Below are 17771 nucleotides of genomic sequence, written 5' to 3' on the forward strand. Positions count from 1 at the left end.
GCGTTACTGGGCCGCGGGGGCCGCGGCTTGCGACGCGCCGTGCCGGTGTCCGCCGCGATGGCCGCCGGCACCGGACGCAGCCGATGCACCCGATGCGGCCCCTGCGCCGCGCGCGCCCGATGCGCCCTTCGGCTTGTCGGCCGGAATCGAGATCTTCGAGCCTTCGCGCAGACGGTCCGAGCCGTCGGTCACCACGCGCTCGCCGAGCGTCACGCCGCTGACGATGCTCGTGCGCTCGCCGTCGACCGGGCCGACCGTGACCTTGCGCACCGTCACCGTGTTGTCGGGTTTCACGACATAGACGAACTGGCCGATCGACCCCGTCAGCACGGCGGAGGTCGGCACGATCGTCGCGTTGCGCATCACGTCGACGAGCAGCCGCGTGTTCACGAACTGATTCGGGAACAGCATGCCTTCCTTGTTATCGAAGTTCGCGCGCAGCTTGACCGTGCCGGTGCTCGTGTCGATCTGGTTGTCGAGCGTCGCGAGCGAGCCCGTTTCGAGCGGCACGGTGTTGTTGCGGTTGTAGGCGGTGACCGACAGCTTCTGGCCGGCGTTCACCTGCTTGAGGATCTGCGGCAGGTTGTCTTCCGACGTCGTGAAGATCACGCTCATCGGCTGCAACTGCGTGATCACGACGATGCCGTTGGTGTCGCCCGGCGTCACGTAGTTGCCGGGGTCGACCTGGCGCAGGCCGACGCGGCCGGAGACCGGCGCCGTGATGCGCGCGTAGGTGAGATTGAGTTTCGCGGAATCGATCGCGGCCTGGTCGGTCTTCACCGCGCCTTCGTATTGCTTGACGAGCGATGCCTGCGTATCGACGGTTTGCGACGCGATCGAGTCCTGCGACAGCAGAGTCTGGTAGCGCTTCAGGTCGAGGCGGGCCGTCGCGAGCAGCGCCGCGTCGCGCGCATGCGTGCCTTCGGCGTTCTCGAGCGCGACCTGGTACGGGCGCGGGTCGATCTGCGCGAGCACGTCGCCTTTCTTGACGATCTGGCCTTCCTGGAACGACACCGACTGCAGGTAGCCCGACAACTGCGTCTTGACCGTCACGTTCGCGAGCGGCGTGACGGTGCCGAGCGCGGACAGCACGATCGGCATCTCGCCCTGCGTCACGGGGGCGACCTGCACCGGCTGCGGAACGTTCGCCATTGCAGCGGGGCCGCCGCGGCCGCGATGGCTGCCTGCGGCCGCGCTGGCGCCCGCGCCTTGCGCCGAGCTGCCCGTCGCGGGCGTGCGGTTCCACGGATGCCACCACAGCAGGCCGCCGATGACGACGACCGCGACGGTGCCGATCAGCAGCGTGCGGCGCGGGCGCCGTGCAGCGGCGGGCGCGGAGTCTTTCGAAGGGGGCGTGGGCTTTTGTTCGTTATCCATCGTGTTCTGTCAGGAAGACGGCGCGGCGGGCCGGAAAATCGGACTGCTGGGCTGCGCGTGGGCGTGCGGGTGACGGGACGGGGCGGCCCGGCTCGGTCCGGGGCCCCGCCGATCCGCGGGAAAAGAGCGGTGCGCACCGCGAATGCGGCGCGATGATGGGCATGATCCTACGTGCCGTCCCCGTTACAGTCCAGCGGTCTATCTTTCAACGGGTTACGGTCGTTACAGAACGCGACACGGCGATGACGAAACGATTACACGCCGACGCGCCGGGCCGGCGCGCCGCCGATTTCGCGGGTGATTTTCGCGATGCATTCCTGCAGCGCGGGCACCACCTGTTCCTGCAGCCATTCGGGCGGACACTGGTGCGCCGCGCCGCCGCAATTCACCGAATAGCGTTGACCGGAGGGGCCGACGAACCCGGCGGCGACCGCATTCAGGCCCTCGCGCCATTCGCCGATCGCGATCGCGTGGCCGTCGCGCATCGCTTCGTCGAGCGCGGGCGTGAGGCGAGCGGACACGTGCGGCCAGTCGTCGCCGGCCGTGGTGCGCAGCGACTCGAGCAGTTGCCGCCGCTCGTCGTCCTCGAGCGCGGCGAGGTACGCGCGCCCCACGGCCGTACGCGCGATGTCCATCCGCGAGCCGATCTCGAGGCGCGTGACGAGCACGGCCGAGCGCGGGCGGATCACGTCGATCGCGACCATGTCGAGGCGGTCGCGCACCGCGAGATGCACGGACAGCGACGTGCGTTCGACCAGTTCGATCATGAACGGCCGCGAACGCGCGCGGATGTCGAAGTTGCGCAGGAAGCCGTGGCTCAGTTCGAGTACGGACGCGGTCAGCACGAAGCGCTCGCTGTCGGGCAACTGGAACAGGAAGCCGGCGCTGACGAGCGTCGCGGTGATGCGCGAGACGGTCGGCTTCGGGATGCCGGTCAATTCGGTCAGTTCGCGGTTGCTGACGGGGGCGTCGGCAGCGGCGATGCGGCGCAGCACGGCGAGGCCGCGGGCGAGGGCGGTGATCTCGTCGGGCGACGATTCACGGTCCCGCGACGCGGGAGAGGTTACAGTTGTCGACACGAGGGATTCTCTCTAATTCCGAAACTCGATTTCAATTTTGTTGGTATTGTAGGACTATTGTCAAAGGATGCATGTTCCGCGGGTGAACCGGTCATTCGATGCGATTTTACGGGTTCACCCTTGGTTTATTAGGAAAACGCTCAAATGAGCGTTGCTGGAAAGTGCATGAACCGGTGCAAATACCGCTTGACTTGTCGGGCGGAAACGGAAAGAATGTCTCACGTTTTCGAAACATCGTTTCAAGAGTTTAACCGGCAACGATGTTTCGCGCAGTCTCTCAGGTTCTAGCACGGCCCTCGGAATGGCTAGAACTTTTTTAGCGCCACGGTCTCCGTGGCGCTTTTTTTTGCCTGTCTTTCCGACCGTCCGCCCGGACGCGTCAGGCCCGTATTATCCCCCGATCGCCGCAAACGCCTGTCCAGGGCCGCTTCGCGCCTGCTTGCAGGTGCGATGTGCATCGCTCTCACGATCCCCGCACGCAAAAAAAAGCGCGACGCCCGCAGTGGGCATCGCGCGTGAAACGGCGTGGAGCGCCGACGAATGAACGGTAATGAAGAAACGACGCCTGGTCGGAGGCGCCCCGTCAAGGGAGCAACGCCTCCGCCTCGCGTGGGAATCAGCCCTTCGCGAGCTTGATGCTGGTCTGCTCGGCCGTCAGGTAGCCGACGCTGGCGCCGAAGCGATCCTTGTAGTTCGCGCGCACGAGCGGGTCGAGCGTCGGCTTGACCTTGTCGTGCAGCGGCGATTCCCAGTCGCCCGCGTGCTGGAAGTTGCTCATGATGTAGGTCCAGCCGTTGATCTCGTCGACCGCGTGCAGGCCCGTCGATTCGGCGCCGGCCGGGCATGACAGCACGCGCGAGAGCGACTTCGTGTCGACGTTGTAGGCCCACAGGAAGTTGTTCACGTGCATGCCCGAGTCTTCGCCGATGAAGAGGGTGCGCAGCTTTTCGGAGAACTTCAGGTTGTCGGGGTTCGCGATCCTGTCCGGGTTCGCGAGGTTGCCGAGCGCGTCGGCCGTGGCGAGATCCTCGCCGACCAGCGCGGCCGGCGCACCCATGTCGACCGGCACCCATTCGCTGTCGATCGCGCCACCCGTCGTGTCGCGCTGGCCGGCCTTCAGGTTCAGCGCGTAGACGGCGCCTGCGGCGATCTTCTTGTCGACCGCGACGTCGCGCGACACCGCGTTGCCCTTGACCATCGACGTTTCGATCCGCGACATCGCCGTGTAGACGATCTTGTCCTTCGCGTTCACGGTCGTGCCTTCGAGCTTCGTGAACGCCATGCTGCCGCCGAGCAGCGCCGCGTAGCGGTGCGTCTCGAGGAACGCGGCCGCTTTCTCCATCCCCGGCTTCACGCGCATCCAGTTGAACTTGCCGCCGAAGTGGATCTTCGTGTAGCTCGCATCGTTCGGATCGGTCGTCACCAGGTCCATGATGTCCGACGCCTTCAGCGTGTTCGCAAGCGTCTCGATCTCGCTGCTGGTCGCGTGGCCGATCTTGATCCACGTCAGCGTCGCGGTGCCTGCGCCGACGGACGACGTCTGCGTCCACTTCGCGACGTACAGCGTGCCGGCCGACAGGTCGGCCGCCTTGTCGGCGACGAACATGAACAGGCCGCCGTTGGTGGCGTCGTCGCCCATCATCACGGTGCGCTGGTCCGGCATCACCTGGATCAGCTCGTGCGAGATGCGGCCGAGGCAGTAGTGCTTCTTCACGGTGCCGGTGCCGTCCGGGTTCACGGTGATCTCGGGCAGGTGGCCGTAGTGGTAGGGGTTCGCCTTCGTCTCGTCGCCGAACGTGTTCTTGCTGAACGCCTTGAACTGCGCGTCGGTCGCGGCCTTCGTCGCGTCCGGCTCGTATTCCTCGCTCGACAGGTGCGTGCCCCACGGCGACAGGCTCGCGCCGCAGGTGATCCACAGGCCGTGCGCCTTCGACGTATCGACGTTGTGGTACTTCACGACCTTCAGCGCGCCGGTGGCCGGGTCCTGGTCCAGCGTGAGCACGGCGATCGGCGACGGCAGCTGGCCGTACTGCGACGCGCTCGCCTGGTCGCGCGTCGTGTATTCGAACTGCACGACCGCGAACACCGTGTTGCCCTTCACGCCGGGGACGTTCGCGTTCTTCAGCGTCAGCAGCGAGCTGCCGTCCGGGCAGTCGGAATAGAACTGGCGTTCCTTGCCGGCGACCGAGCGATCGATGATCGGCTGGTTGTTGATGTCGTAGTAGCCGCCCGCGAGCGTCGTGCCGCCGTTGCCGTCCGGCACCATGTCGCCCGTCACGAAGAACGGCTTGTACGCGAGCTTGAAGTTGCGCGACGAGCCGTCCGAGAACGACACCGACAGCGTCGAGCCGACCGTCGTCGTGGCCATCGCGGCCGCGTTGTCGAGCGTCGGCGCGGCCATCGCCGAGAATGCCGCCGACGTGTAGGCAGCGGCGACCGGCGCCGGCGTGGACGCGGGATCGTCGTCGCCGCCGCAACCCGTCAGCAGGGCCGGCAGCGCGAGGCCGGAAAGGGGCAGCATCGGCGCGCCGGCAAGGATCTTCAGGGCCTGACGACGGGAAGCATTGGGCAACGCGGGCATGTGGAGTCCAGTTTCGGTTGTTGGAAGAATGGCCTTCGCGAAGCGGGCGAGCGCCAAGCTTCGCGAAGGCATATTGAAAACTGGACGGAAGTGTAAGGACGCTAGATGAAAGTTTTTTGAATCGAAAACGTAATGAGGCGTCGGGCGTCCGTCAGGTGAGCTGACGGACGCCGGTCGCAAGCGTTTGCGTTCAATCGCGCTCGGGCGTGGCCGAGATGCGGTGGATCGACAGGTCGGCGCCGTCGAATTCGGCTTCGCGATCGAGACGCAGGCCGACGGTCGCCTTCAGCGCGCCGTAGACGAGCGTGCCGCCCGCGGTTGCGATCGCGATGCCGCCGAGCGTGCCGACGAGCTGCGACAGGAACGACACGCCGCCGAGGCCGCCGAGCGCCGGCAGCCCGAACACGCCGGCCGCGATGCCGCCGAGCGCGCCGCACATCCCGTGCAGCGGCCACACGCCGAGCACGTCGTCGATGCGCCAGCGGTTCTGCACGCAGGTGAACATCGCGACGAACAGCGCACCGGCCGCGGCGCCCGTGACGAGCGCGCCGATCGGGTGCATCACGTCGGAGCCCGCGCATACCGCGACGAGGCCCGCGAGCGGCCCGTTGTACGTGAAGCCGGGGTCGTTGCGGCCGGCCATCCACGCGGCGAGCGTGCCGCCGACCATCGCCATCAGCGAGTTCACCGCGACGAGGCCGCTGATCTTGTCGAGCGTCTGCGCGCTCATCACGTTGAAGCCGAACCAGCCGACCGCGAGCACCCACGCGCCGAGCGCGAGAAACGGGATGTTCGACGGCGGGTGCGCGGCGATCCGGCCGTCCTTCGCATAGCGGCCGTGGCGCGCGCCGAGCAGCAGCACGGCCGGCAGCGCGACCCAGCCGCCGAACGCGTGCACGACCACCGAGCCCGCGAAGTCGTGGAACGGCGCGCCGAACGCGTGCGCGAGCCAGGCCTGCACGCCGAAGCGCTCGTTCCAGGCGATCCCTTCGAAGAACGGATAGATGAAGCCGACGATGATCAGCGTCGCGACGAGTTGCGGGTTGAACTTCGCGCGCTCGGCGATGCCGCCCGACACGATCGCCGGGATCGCCGCCGCGAACGTCAGCAGGAAAAAGAAGCGGACGAGCGCGTAGCCGTTGTGCTGCGACAGCGTGCCGATGTCGTCGAAGAATTCGACGCCGTACGCGATCGTGTAGCCGATGAAGAAGTACGCGAGCGTCGACACCGAGAAGTCGACCAGGATCTTCACGAGCGCATTGACCTGGTTCTTCTTGCGGACCGTGCCGAGTTCGAGAAACGCGAAGCCCGCGTGCATCGCGAGCACCATGACGGCGCCGATCAACAGGAACAGTGTGTCGACGCCGGATTTCAGACCATCCATGCCGTGGCTTCCTTGCGCAAAAAACGGGCAAGGAACGCAAATATCGAGCCAGCCTGGTGAATGATTGCGTTGAATTGGTGCCTGGATGCCGCGCCATGCGGCATTCCGGTGAATCGTGCACGGGATCGAGGCGTGATCGGCGCCGCTCGAGGGGCGCGTAGATTGCACGTAGCTGGTGCGAGACGTGCTGAACTGGTGCGTACGATGAACGAGGCGGTGCGCGGCGATGCGGTGTCACGCACCGATCTGGCGCGTCAGTGGCGTGCGAACAGCGCGGGCGGCCGGCGCAGCCGCAGCGCGCAGGCCGACCAGTAGGCGGCGACGGTCGCCAGCCCGAGCGCGGCGAAGGCAAGCGCCGCGAAGCCCGCGAGGGACTGGCCGTCGGCGTCGGCGCCGAGGATACCTTGCGCGACGATCAGTGCCGCGGTCCAGAAGCCGATCACGGCCTGCGTGAGCAGGCGCGCGCAGGCGATACGGCGCGGACGCCCGGATTCGGCGAGGCGGCGCGCCGACGGCGCACGCAGGCACAGGAACAGGGTGGCGGCGAGCAGCGCGGCCAGGGCGATGAGCCAGTCGACGAGGAAAGCCATAACGAGAAAAAAGGGGACACGTACGAAGCGGATTGAAGCGTGCCCACTTTAGAGGCGTGGTGCGTGCGATTGAATCAGACGAATCCGAAATTGAAAGGTATTTTTAATGACGGGTCGTTATTTGGCCTGTTCCACAGGCGGTATCATCGACACCGGTCCAACCACGAGGTCGCGCCACGCACGGCCGGAGATTGCTGATGAACATGAAGACATCGCGGGCGCGTCGTGTGCCCGGGTCCGTGCTGGCGGCCGTGGCCGCCGGTGCGCTGCTGTTGCTCGCGGGCTGCGAGAAGTCCGGCACGCCGGCCGCGCAACCCGATACGGCCGCGAGCGCGGCCGCCGATGCCGCCAACAACGCGGCCAAGGCGCTCGACCAGGTGGCGAGCACCGTCAATCAACAGATCAACGCGGCGAAGGCCGGCATCGCGTCCGCGGCGTCGGCCGTGCCGCCGCTGTCCGCGAGCGGTCTCGCATCGGCCGCGCAGGCGCAGATCGACGCGGCGGCGTCCGCGGTCGTCGCGCATGCGGCTTCCGAAGCGGGCGCGAAGATCGCCGAAGCCGGCAAGAAACTCCAGCAGTGGAGCCAGCAGAACGCCGCGGGGGCGAAATCCGCGAGCGGCGAATGACGCGGGCTTGCACGATCTGCAAAATGTAATTATGATGGTTACACATGTCGCCGGTTGCGGGTCGGGCCGGCGTCGCCGAGTGAGTCAGGAATGAATACCAGCAGCCGGTTCGCGTTTGCCGTTCACGTGCTTGCCTTGCTGTCGATGCAGGAAGGTGTACCGTTGTCGTCCGACATCATCGCGGGCAGCGTGAATACGAATCCGGCGCTGATTCGCCGGTTGCTGTCGATGCTGGCGGCCGCGGGCCTGACCACGTCGCAGCTCGGCGCGGGCGGCGGTGCGCTGCTGGCGCGCGAGCCCGGTGAGATCACGCTGCTCGACGTGTATCGCGCGGTCGACGATGCGCAACTGTTCGCGCTGCACCGCGAGACGCCGAATCCGGCGTGTCTCGTCGGGCGGCACATCCAGGGCGTGCTGACCGGCTATATCGGCGACGCGCAGCGCGCGATGGAGGCTTCGCTCGCCACGCGCACATTGGTCGACGTGACGGCCGACATGCTGGATCGGGAGCAGCGCACGCAACGGGCGGCGCGCGCCGGCGGGTGACCGACGGCGGGCAGGGCAGGAAGCCGGACGGCGCGTACGCGCGGCGATCGGCGCAACGGGGGCTTCGCCCCGTTTTTTTCGGTCTTATGTGTAATTAACTGTGTTACATATTTTCATTACTGGAGAATCGATATGACGCAACGTTCGTTGAATATCGCGCTGTTCGGCGCCACCGGCACGATCGGCTCGCGCATTGCGGCGGAAGCCGTGCGACGCGGCCACCGCGTCACGGCGCTGTCGCGCCATCCGGGCGTGTCCGGCGACGGCATCACCGCGAAGGCGGCCGACCTGTTCGACGCGGCCAGCATCGCCGCCGCGCTGCCGGGCCATGACGTCGTCGCAAGCGCGTACGGCCCGAAGCAGGAAGATGCGGCGCAGGTCGTCGCGGCCGCGAAGGCGCTGGTCGCCGGCACGCGCCAGGCCGGCCTGAAGCGGCTCGTCGTGGTAGGCGGCGCCGGTTCGCTCGAAGTCGCGCCGGGCAAGCAGCTCGTCGACACCGAAGGTTTTCCGGACGCGTACAAGCCGCAGGCGCTCGCGCACCGCGATGCATTCGACTACCTGAAGACGGTCACCGATCTCGACTGGACCTTCTTCGCGCCGGCCGCGCTGATCGCGCCGGGCGAGCGCACGGGCACGTTCCGCACCGGCGTCGGCAAGCTGATCGTGGACGCGCAGGGCAACAGCAAGATCTCGGCGGAAGACTACGCGGTCGCGTTCGTCGACGCGCTCGAGCAGGACAGCTTCGTGCGCGAAATCGCGACGGTCGCGTATTGATCGGCGTGGCGGCCGGCGGCGTGTGAGCGTCGGCCCGGGCGCGGCGTGCAAGCCGCGACGCGCGACGATGTCGGGCGACGCCACCCTTCGGGGGTGGCGTCGCCTGTTTCGTTTGGGGCGGCGAGCGCGTGGCGGATCGGTATTTACACCGGTCGACGTGCCGAGACACTTTTCATATTGTTCCCCGTTGGGCAGGATGAATAGAATAAATTTCTATCGACGAGGGAATGGAGAAATGGACGCCATCGATCGCAAGCTGCTGGAGCTGCTGCAGGCGGATGCCACGCTGCCGATCGCGGAGCTGGCGCAGCGCGTGAACCTGTCGCAGACGCCGTGCTGGAAGCGCGTGCAGCGGCTGAAGGAAACCGGCGCGATTCGCGCGCAGGTCGCGCTGTGCGATCCGCGCAAGCTCGGGGTCGGTACGACCGTGTTCGTCGCGATCCGCACGAACCAGCACACCGAGGAATGGGCGCAGCGTTTCACGCAGGCGGTGCGCGACATGCCGGAAGTGGTCGAGGTGTACCGGATGAGCGGCGAGACCGATTACCTGCTGCGCGTGGTGGTGGCCGGCATCGACGATTACGACCGCGTCTACAAGCAACTGATTCGCACGGTGCCGCTGTTCGACGTCAGTTCGTCGTTCGCGATGGAGCAGATCAAGTATTCGACCGCGCTGCCCGTGCGCGATCTGGGGGAGCCGGCCTGACGGGCCGGCCGCCGCGCCGGCCGCGCGGCTTCAGCGGCCGCGCGCCAGCGCGCGTGCGCGTTCGTCGGCCAGCGCGTCGCGGCGCACGAAATCCGCGACGAACGGGCTGGCCGGATGATGGTGCAGCGCATACGGCGTATCCCATTGCGCGAGCCGGCCGTCCTTCATCACGCCGATTCGGTCGGCGATCGCGAACGCTTCCGCCTGATTGTGCGTGACGAGGATCGCGGTGTGGCCCGTGTGCTTCAGGATGTCGCGCAGCTCGAACGCGAGCCGCTCGCGCGTATCGACGTCGAGATTCGAGAACGGCTCGTCGAGCAGCAGCAATTCCGGCGACGGTGCAAGGGCGCGTGCGAGGGCGACGCGCTGCTGCTGGCCGCCCGACAGTTCGTGCGGATACGCGTCGCCGGAATCGGCGAGGCCGACGAGGTCGAGCATCTCCGCGACGCGCAGGCGCCGTTCGGCCTTCGGCATGCGCCGCAGGCCGAACGCGACGTTGTCGGCCGCGCTCAGGTGCGGAAACAGCGCGTAATCCTGGAACATCATGCCGATGCGCCGCCGCTCGGGCGGCACGTCGAGCGACGGCGCCGCGACCGGCGTGCCGTCCAGCACGATGCGCCCCATGCGCACGGGTTCGAAGCCGGCGATCGCGCGCAGCACGGTGGTCTTGCCGCAGCCGGACGCGCCGAGCAGGCAGCCGATGTCGCCGCGCGGCAGCGCGAGGCTCAGGCCGTCGACCACGGTGCGGCGGCCGTGCGGCGTGTCGTAGGCGACGCAGAGGTCGTCGAGTTCGAGCAGGTTCACGGTGTCAGGCTCCGATCTTGTGGCGGGTGCGGGCGAGCAGGATCACGGGCACGAGCCCGGCCAGCACGATCGCGAGCGCGGCGACCGCGCCTTCTTCATAGGTGCCGCGCGCGGCTTCCGCATACAGCCAGGTCGCGAGCGTGTCGAAATTCAACGGACGCAGCAGCAGCGTGGCCGGCAGCTCCTTCATCGCGTCGACGAACACCAGCAGCGCGCTCGTCGTGAGCGCGGGCCGCAACAGCGGCAGGTGGACGCGGCGCAACGTGCCGCCGGCCGTCTCGCCGAGCGAGCGCGCGGCCTGTTCGAGCGACGGCGGAATGCGCGCGAGGCCGGCTTCGATGCCGCCGGCCGGGATCGCGAGAAAACGCACGGTATAGGCGATCACGAGCGCGGTGGCCGAACCCATCAGCAGCAGGCCGTCGCGGCCGAGCGCCGCGCCGAACAGCCGGTCGGCCGTCGCGAACGGAATCAGCAGGCCGATCGCGAGTACGGTGCCTGGCACCGCGTAGCCGAGGCTCGCGATCCGCGCACACAGGCGGGCGGGGCCCGCACCGGCGCTGTCGCGCTGCGCGCGGGCGGCCCACGCGACGACGAGCCCGCACGCGAGCGTCGCGACGGTGGCGGCGGTCGCGATCGTCAGCGTGTTCGCGAGCCCCGTCATCAATTGCGCGGAGACGCCGCCGACGACGTGCAGCCGCTTGGCCGTTTCGACCGCGAGGTACGCGGCCGGCGCGCCGAAGCCGAGCAGGACGGGCAGCCAGCCGAGCATGGCGGCGCCCAGCGCGGCCGCGCCGGTCAGGCGGCGCGGCGCGATCGGCCGCATGCGCCGGCCGTGCGCGTACCGCTGGCGGCGGCGCCCATAGCGTTCGAGCGCGATCATGCCGACGACGATCGCGAGCATCGCCAGCGCGATCTGCGCGGCGCCGGCGAGATCGGAGCGCGTGATCCACGTCGTATAGACGGACACGGTCAGCGTCTGCACGCCGAGGAATTCCGACGCGCCGATATCGTTCAGCGTTTCGAGCAGCGCGAGGCTCACGCCGACCGCGATCGCCGGCCGGGCAAGCGGCACGACGACGCGCCAGAACGTCGCGACGCGGCCCGCGCCGAGCGTGCGCGCGGCTTCGAGCAGGCTCGCGGACTGCGTGACGAACATCGCGCGCGTGCTCAGGTAGACATACGGGTACAGCACGAAGCCGAGCACGAAGATCGCGCCGGGCAGCGAACGCAGGTCGGGCAGACGGAACTGGCGCGGGCTGTCGAAGCCGAGCAGCCAGCGGATCGCGCCCTGCACGGGGCCGATCGGATGCAGCAGATCGAGATACGCGAACGCGACGATGTAGGTGGGGACCGCGAGCGGCAGCAGCAGTGCCCAGGTCAGGGTCCGGCGGCCGGGAAAATCGTACGCGGTGACGAGCCATGCGCAGCTGGTGCCGACGATCGACACGATCGTGCCGACCCCGGCGAGCAGCAGCAGCGTATTGACGAGCGCCTGCGGCAGCACGAATTCGGCGAGATGCCGCCAGTGCGCGAGATCGGCGTCGAAGGCGGCGGCCACGAGCACCGCGAGCGGCGCCGCGACCGCCGCGGCGATCGTCAGCGCCGCGAGCAGCCACAGGCTGCGCGCGCGCGGTCGCAGACGCAGACACGGCCGCGGACCGCTCGGCTCGCGGCAGGCGCGGGCGGGCGACGCGTCAGTTGTCAAAGCCGACCTTGTCGACGAGCTGGCTCGCCTGCTTGCGATGCTTCGCGATATCCGCCAACGGCAGCGGATCGACTTTCAGCGTGCCGAAGCTGGCGATCACCGGGTCGAGCTTCACGTTCGCGCGCACCGGGTATTCGTAGTTCGCCTGCGCATACAGCGCCTGCGCTTCCGGCGACACGAGATATTCGAGCAGTTTCACCGCGTTGGCCTTGTGCGGCGCGTGCTTCGCGACCGTCGCGCCGCTGATGTTCACGTGCGTGCCGCCGCTTTTCGCATTCGCGAAGGTCGGGCGCACGACCTTGATCGCGTCGCCCCATTTGCGCGCATCGCTGCCCGGTTCGGCGTTCTTCATGTGGCCGACGTAGTAAGCGTTCGCGAGGCCGACGTCGCAGATGCCGCCGAGAATGTCGCGCGCGACGTCGCGGTCGCCGCCGGTCGCCTTGCGTGCGAGGTTCGCCTTCACGCCGCGCAGCCATTTTTCGGTCGTGGCCTCGCCGTCGTGCGCGATCATCGCCGCGACGAGCGCGGTGTTGTACGGATGCTGGCCCGACCGGATGCAGACCTTGCCCTTCCATTTCGGATCGGCGAGATCCTCGTAGCGGAATGCGTCGACCTTCAGGTCCTTTTCGACGTACAGCACGCGATCGCGCAGCGACAGCGCGTACCAGTCGCCGTTCGTGGCGCGCAGGTTCGCGGGAATCGCGTCGTCGAGCACCTTCGAGCGCACCGGCTGCGTGACGCCGCCGTCGACGAGGTCGAGCAGGTTGCCGACGTCGACCGTCATCAGCACGTCGGCCGGCGACTGGGCGCCTTCCGCCTTCACGCGCTCGAGCAGGCCGTCCTTCACGAACACCGTGTTGACCTTGACGCCGCTCTGCTTCGTGAACGCGTCGATGAGCGGCTGGATCAGCTTCGGCTCGCGGGTGGTGTACAGGCTCACTTCCTCGGCCGCGTGGGCAAGCGGCGCGAAGGCTGCGACGGCGACGGCGAGGGTGCCGGCGAGCGGCAGCAGGCGGGTGCGCGGATTCGACATGAAGACTCCGGTGCGGCAGGTGGACGAGGGAGCGTTCCGGGGCGCGCCTGCCGCCCGAGCGACCCGAAGCATTACAAAATGAAAGACTTGGGATTCTAGATCGAAATGGGAACGATTAACAATCGAAAGCTGGCGGAAAGCGGAGGAGAAGCCGGGGCCGGAGGGCGGCGAACGGGGCCGTGCAGTGTGGGCGCAAGCGCGTAGAATGCCCGCTTCGACGAATTTGACGGAGCCGCACCGACCATGAACGATCAGCGCAAGAAGAACCCTGTCCGCAACGTGAGCATCCTGATCGTCGTGGCCGTGCTGCTCGTGATCGGGACGATCCTGTACAACGCGATTTCGCAGAAGCACGCGTACGACGAGGCCCATCCGGCCGAGGCCGCGAGCGCGGCGTCGCACTGACGCGCCGCTACGCGGCCCGATCGGGTCGGGTGCGGGGTATGCCACGGGAGTCGATCCGCGGCGTCCGGCGCGACGGGCGCCGCGCGGAACCGGGACATCGGAAGGCGCGCCGGAACCGGCGCGCCGCATCGGCCAGTCAGCCGTGCGTCAACGTGACGCAGGTGCGAATTTCGGGCGGATCCGTGCGTAGAACACGGCCGCGAGCAGCGCGAGCCATGCCGCGCCGACAAACAGCGCCACGCGCGTATCCTCGAACCAGCCGAGCATCACGATCACGAAGCCCATGAATGCGATCGTCAGCGCGGGCGCGACGGGCCACAGCGGCACCTTGAACTTCAGCGCGGCGACTTCGGCGTTCGACAGGCGGCGACGCATCGCCACCTGCGACAGCAGGATCATCAGCCACACCCACACGGTCGCGAACGTCGCGATCGCGGCGACCACCAGGAACACGTCCTTCGGCATCAGGTAGTTGAGCACCACGCCCACCAGCAGCGCGCCGGCCATCAGGAGCACCGTGACCCACGGCACGCCGTGGCGCGACGTCGTCGTCAGCACGCGCGGTGCCTGACCCTGCCGCGCCATCCCGAACATCATCCGGCCCGCGCCGAAGATGTCGCTGTTGATCGCCGAGATCGCCGCGCTGATCACGACGAGGTTCAGGATCGTCGCGGCCGATTTCACGCCGAGCGCCGAGAAGATCTGCACGAACGGGCTGCCGTCGCTGCCGACGCCCGTCCACGGGCTGATCGACATCAGCACCACCATCGTCAGCACGTAGAACAGCAGGATGCGCGCGGGCACGGCGTTGATCGCGCGCGGAATCACGCGTTCCGGGTCCTTCGCCTCGCCGGCGCTCATCCCGATCACTTCGATCCCGCCGTACGCGAAGATCACGACCGACAGCGACGCGATCAGCCCGCCGATGCCGTTCGGGAAGAAGCCGCCATGGTTCCACAGGTTCGCGAACGTCGGCAAGTCGGCCGAATGACCGAAGTGCATGCCGGTCAGCAGGATCGCGACGCCGCCGCCGATCATCGCGACGATCGCGCCGACCTTGATGATCGACAGCCAGAATTCGAGCTCGCCGAACACCTTCACGTGGCACAGGTTCAGCCCGCAGATGATCGCGACGACGCCGAGCACCCAGATCCATTGCGGCACGTCCGGAAACCAGAAGCCCATGTAGATGCCGAATGCGGTGATGTCGGCGATCGCGACGATCACCATTTCGAGCGTGTAGGTCCAGCCGGTGACGAAGCCCGCGAACGGGCCGAGGTTCTCGGTCGCGTAGTGGCCGAACGAGCCCGCGACGGGTTCGCGCACGGCCATCTCGCCGAGCGCGCGCATCACCATGTAGACGGCCGCGCCGCCCAGGATGTACGCGAGGATCACGGCCGGGCCCGCGAGCTGGATCGCGGACGCCGAACCGTAGAACAGGCCCGTGCCGATCGCCGAGCCCAGCGCGAGAAAGCGGATGTGCCGCGCGCTCAGGTGGCGCTGCAAGTTTTTCATGGAGTCTCCGATATCGTTATGCGACGAGCCTGGCGAGCGGTGCCGGTTCGAATGCGTCAAGTTGTATATACAACTTGAATGTGAACGAATGATAACAAGCCGGACCCGGTGGCCGGAATCGGGTATTCCCTGACTGGCGCGGCAAGCGGAATGGGGCGTGGGGCGGTCGCGCGCCGGATGCGCGGGCCGCGTGGAGCGGGTGGGGCATGCTTCGGGGATCGTTGAATCGGCGTGCGCCGGTGGCCGACCCGCGCCATGCGTGGGCCGGCCTGCCGGCGCGGACATTCGGGGTCAGGCGGGCAGGCGGATCACGCTCGCATCCTTGCGGATCAGCAGCGACGACGCGAGCATCTGCTTGCACTGGTGCGCGAGCACCTTCAGGTCATGCGTGAGTTCGGCGCCGACTGCATCGGATTTTTCCGCGGACACGACCATCGCATCGAGATCGCGCGTGATCTGCTTCGACGCTTCGAGCTGGTCGGCAGGCGGCGGTTCGCCGGCCTCGGCCTTCTCGAGATTGTCGAGCACCGCGGCGAGGCCGCGCTGCAGCGCGTCATCGTGGACGAGGCCGCCGTCGGCCGCGCATGCGCTGCGGATCAGCGGCGCGGCGGCCGTGATCTGCGCGCCGAGCACGTGCGTCTGCACGAGCAGGTCGTTCAGTTCGGGCACGAAGCGCTGGTGCGCCTTCGGCTCGATCATCATCCGCTGGAACGCCTGCCCGAGGTTCGCGAACGCGATGTGCACGTCCTTGCGGGCGAGGCGGTAGCGGTAGTCGTCGTCGAGGCTGGCCGTCGGAGATTCGATCGCGGCGGCGACGCCCGCGACGACGGCGGCACCGTCGGCGGTCGGCACCGGCACCGGCGGCGACATGCCGCGCCCGGCGCGCCACACGGCCTCGAAATACTTGCGGGTGGACGTCAGCATGTCAGTGACGAGCTTGCCCATCAGCCGGTATTCCCAGTACGGGAACAGCCGGCTCGCGGCGATCGCGATCATGCAGCCGACCACCGTATCGATCGCGCGTTCGCCGATGATCCGCATGCTGCCCGGCGCGAGCAGGTGAAACATCAGCAGCACGTACGACGACGTGAACACGACGCTCGCCGCATAGTTGAACAGCAGCAGGCTGTAGCTCATCACCATCGACCCGAACATGATCGCGATCAGCAGGTGCGTATCCTTGACCGTGTAGATCAGCGCGACGCTCGCCGCGCAGCCGATCAGCGTACCGACGATACGCGCCGCGTTGCGCTGCTTGGTCAGCGAATAGCCGGGCTTCAGGATGATGATGGTCGTCATCACGATCCAGTACGCGTTGGTGAGCGGCAGCAGCCGGCCGATCCAGAAGCCGACCGCCACCGCGATCGTCACGCGCAGTGCATGGCGAAAGCTCGGCGAGCGCATGTTCAGGTTCGAGAAGATCAGCAGCGGCGACATGCGGCGGCGCTGCAGGAAGCGCGTGAGCGCCTTGTCGATCTTCAGTTCGGTTTGCTGCGGATCGGCGTGGCCCGACAGGTTGCGGCGCATCCGGTCGATCAGGCGCGTCGCGCTCCAGATGCGCCGGAACGTCGCGACCACGGCCGCATAGGCTTCCGCGTGGGTGGCCGCGAAGTTTTTCTTGCGCATCAACTCGATCTCGTACTCGATCGCGCGCAGCTCGGCCTTCACGCTGATGTGCGAATGCGGCGCGCGGTTTTCGAGCACCGCGAGGCCGACCTCCTCGAGATCGGCCGCGGCCTTGCGGATCAGGTCGCGATAGAAAATGATCAGGTCCGAGCCGCCGAACGTGTTGCGCACGAGCGGGTAGTCGGTGTGCGCGCCGACGAACAGCTCGTGCAGGTCGACGCTGTTGATGAACAGGTTGTACATCGTCGTGCGGCCGGGATCGAGCTTGCCGCGCCGCAGCTTCGGCAGGTTGCGCAGCACGATGTCGCGTGCGGTTTCCTGCGTTTCGACCGCGGTGATCTGCCGGGCGACGAGATTGCGGTAGCACTCGTCGAGATCGGCGTCGAGATCGTAGAACTGCGCGCGTGCGAGCAGATAATCGGCGCAGGCGAACAGGCTTTCGGCCAGCGCCTGCTGCTCGATCCGGCGCGCCTGCCATTGCGACACGAGCGTGGCCCAGTACGTGTACCAGAGGCCGCCCGCGAGAATCCAGCCGGCGTTGACGAACGCCTGCAGCGGCGTGAACTTCTCCTCGAGCGTCATCACCATCATGAACAGCGTCGCGAAGCTGATCTGCGGCCAGCGGTTGCCGTAGACGACGATCAGCGACAGCACGAACGTGAGCGGCACGATCGTGAGCCACAGCGCGAAGATGTTCGGGGTCGCGAGGCCGGTCGCGAGCGCGGCGAGGAAGCCGATCACGCTGCACGCGAGCATTTCGTTGTGCTTGTACTTCAGCGGGCCCGGCATGTCGACCACGCACGCGCCGAGCGCGCCCGTCGAGATCGTGAAGCCGAGCTCGCGGTTGTGAAACACGATCAGGCACAACACGGCCGGCAGCGACACGCCGACCGCGATCCGCAGGCCGCCGAAAAAGTACTGGCTGTAGAAAAACTTTCTGATTTCGACCGAATAGCGCATCGATGGGCTGAATGACAGACGAAGACGCCGGGGCGGCGTATTGACTGGCGACGAGTCTAT

General features: G+C 67.5%; 15 protein-coding genes. 5 read left to right on the forward strand and 10 right to left on the reverse strand.

Annotation, left to right across the window (positions count from 1 at the left end; genetic code table 11):
• Nucleotides 1-3: 3 nt before the first annotated feature.
• From SY91_RS08465 to SY91_RS08485, 5 genes are all read right to left on the reverse strand, one after another.
• Entirely contained in the window at nt 4-1377 is a 1374-nt protein-coding gene (locus SY91_RS08465; RefSeq protein WP_011694235.1) for an MdtA/MuxA family multidrug efflux RND transporter periplasmic adaptor subunit, read from the reverse strand.
• A gap of 254 nt (nt 1378-1631) precedes the next feature.
• Complete coding sequence (locus SY91_RS08470; RefSeq protein WP_023477759.1) at nt 1632-2456, reverse strand: IclR family transcriptional regulator; 825 nt, start codon at nt 2454-2456, stop codon at nt 1632-1634.
• Between the two features lie 616 nt (nt 2457-3072).
• Nucleotides 3073-5037, reverse strand: coding sequence for a PhoX family protein (locus SY91_RS08475; protein WP_023477761.1), 1965 nt, complete (start codon nt 5035-5037; stop codon nt 3073-3075).
• A 190-nt stretch (nt 5038-5227) separates the two neighbouring features.
• Nucleotides 5228-6421 carry an ammonium transporter gene (locus SY91_RS08480; protein WP_023477762.1) on the reverse strand — a complete coding sequence of 398 codons (1194 nt, stop codon included), beginning with the start codon at nt 6419-6421 and terminating at the stop codon, nt 5228-5230.
• Nucleotides 6422-6675: 254 nt separating this feature from the next.
• Nucleotides 6676-7011 (reverse strand): hypothetical protein, encoded by a 336-nt coding sequence (locus SY91_RS08485; protein WP_011545006.1) that lies wholly within the window; start codon nt 7009-7011, stop codon nt 6676-6678.
• Between the two features lie 197 nt (nt 7012-7208).
• Between SY91_RS08485 and SY91_RS08490 the strand changes: the two genes are divergently transcribed.
• The 4 genes from SY91_RS08490 (at nt 7209) to SY91_RS08505 (ending at nt 9663) form a co-directional block, all read left to right on the forward strand.
• Entirely contained in the window at nt 7209-7637 is a 429-nt protein-coding gene (locus SY91_RS08490) for a hypothetical protein (protein WP_011545007.1), read from the forward strand.
• A gap of 90 nt (nt 7638-7727) precedes the next feature.
• A complete protein-coding gene (locus SY91_RS08495; RefSeq protein ID WP_043888560.1) occupies nt 7728-8183 on the forward strand; it encodes an Rrf2 family transcriptional regulator in 456 nt (151 codons plus the stop codon).
• A 132-nt stretch (nt 8184-8315) separates the two neighbouring features.
• Complete coding sequence (locus SY91_RS08500; protein WP_043888561.1) at nt 8316-8957, forward strand: NAD(P)-dependent oxidoreductase; 642 nt, start codon at nt 8316-8318, stop codon at nt 8955-8957.
• 235 nt (nt 8958-9192) lie between these two features.
• A complete protein-coding gene (locus SY91_RS08505; RefSeq protein WP_023477764.1) occupies nt 9193-9663 on the forward strand; it encodes an Lrp/AsnC family transcriptional regulator in 471 nt (156 codons plus the stop codon).
• A 30-nt stretch (nt 9664-9693) separates the two neighbouring features.
• On the opposite strand, the gene SY91_RS08510 is transcribed toward SY91_RS08505, so the two are convergent.
• From SY91_RS08510 to SY91_RS08520, 3 genes are read right to left on the reverse strand one after another with little or no spacing between them, the layout of a single operon-like run.
• Entirely contained in the window at nt 9694-10467 is a 774-nt protein-coding gene (locus tag SY91_RS08510) for an ABC transporter ATP-binding protein (protein ID WP_023477765.1), read from the reverse strand.
• A 4-nt stretch (nt 10468-10471) separates the two neighbouring features.
• Nucleotides 10472-12172: an ABC transporter permease gene (locus SY91_RS08515; RefSeq protein WP_185920808.1), complete on the reverse strand. Its 1701-nt coding sequence runs from the start codon at nt 12170-12172 to the stop codon at nt 10472-10474.
• On the reverse strand, nt 12162-13205 hold the full coding sequence (locus SY91_RS08520) for a Fe(3+) ABC transporter substrate-binding protein (protein ID WP_023478012.1): 1044 nt from the start codon (nt 13203-13205) through the stop codon (nt 12162-12164). The genes SY91_RS08515 and SY91_RS08520 overlap by 11 nt, the downstream gene beginning before the upstream one ends.
• 243 nt (nt 13206-13448) lie before the next feature.
• Between SY91_RS08520 and SY91_RS08525 the strand changes: the two genes are divergently transcribed.
• Nucleotides 13449-13610: a hypothetical protein gene (locus SY91_RS08525; protein ID WP_006476417.1), complete on the forward strand. Its 162-nt coding sequence runs from the start codon at nt 13449-13451 to the stop codon at nt 13608-13610.
• 147 nt (nt 13611-13757) lie between these two features.
• Here SY91_RS08525 and SY91_RS08530 read toward each other — a convergent pair whose 3' ends face one another.
• Nucleotides 13758-15125, reverse strand: a complete 1368-nt coding sequence (locus SY91_RS08530; protein ID WP_023478013.1) for an amino acid permease — start codon at nt 15123-15125, stop codon at nt 13758-13760.
• A 291-nt stretch (nt 15126-15416) separates the two neighbouring features.
• Nucleotides 15417-17711 (reverse strand): FUSC family protein, encoded by a 2295-nt coding sequence (locus tag SY91_RS08535; protein ID WP_023478014.1) that lies wholly within the window; start codon nt 17709-17711, stop codon nt 15417-15419.
• Nucleotides 17712-17771 lie beyond the last annotated feature (60 nt).

The sequence above is a fragment of the Burkholderia cenocepacia genome (assembly GCF_014211915.1).
GTDB classification, from domain to species: Bacteria; Pseudomonadota; Gammaproteobacteria; order Burkholderiales; family Burkholderiaceae; genus Burkholderia; species Burkholderia orbicola.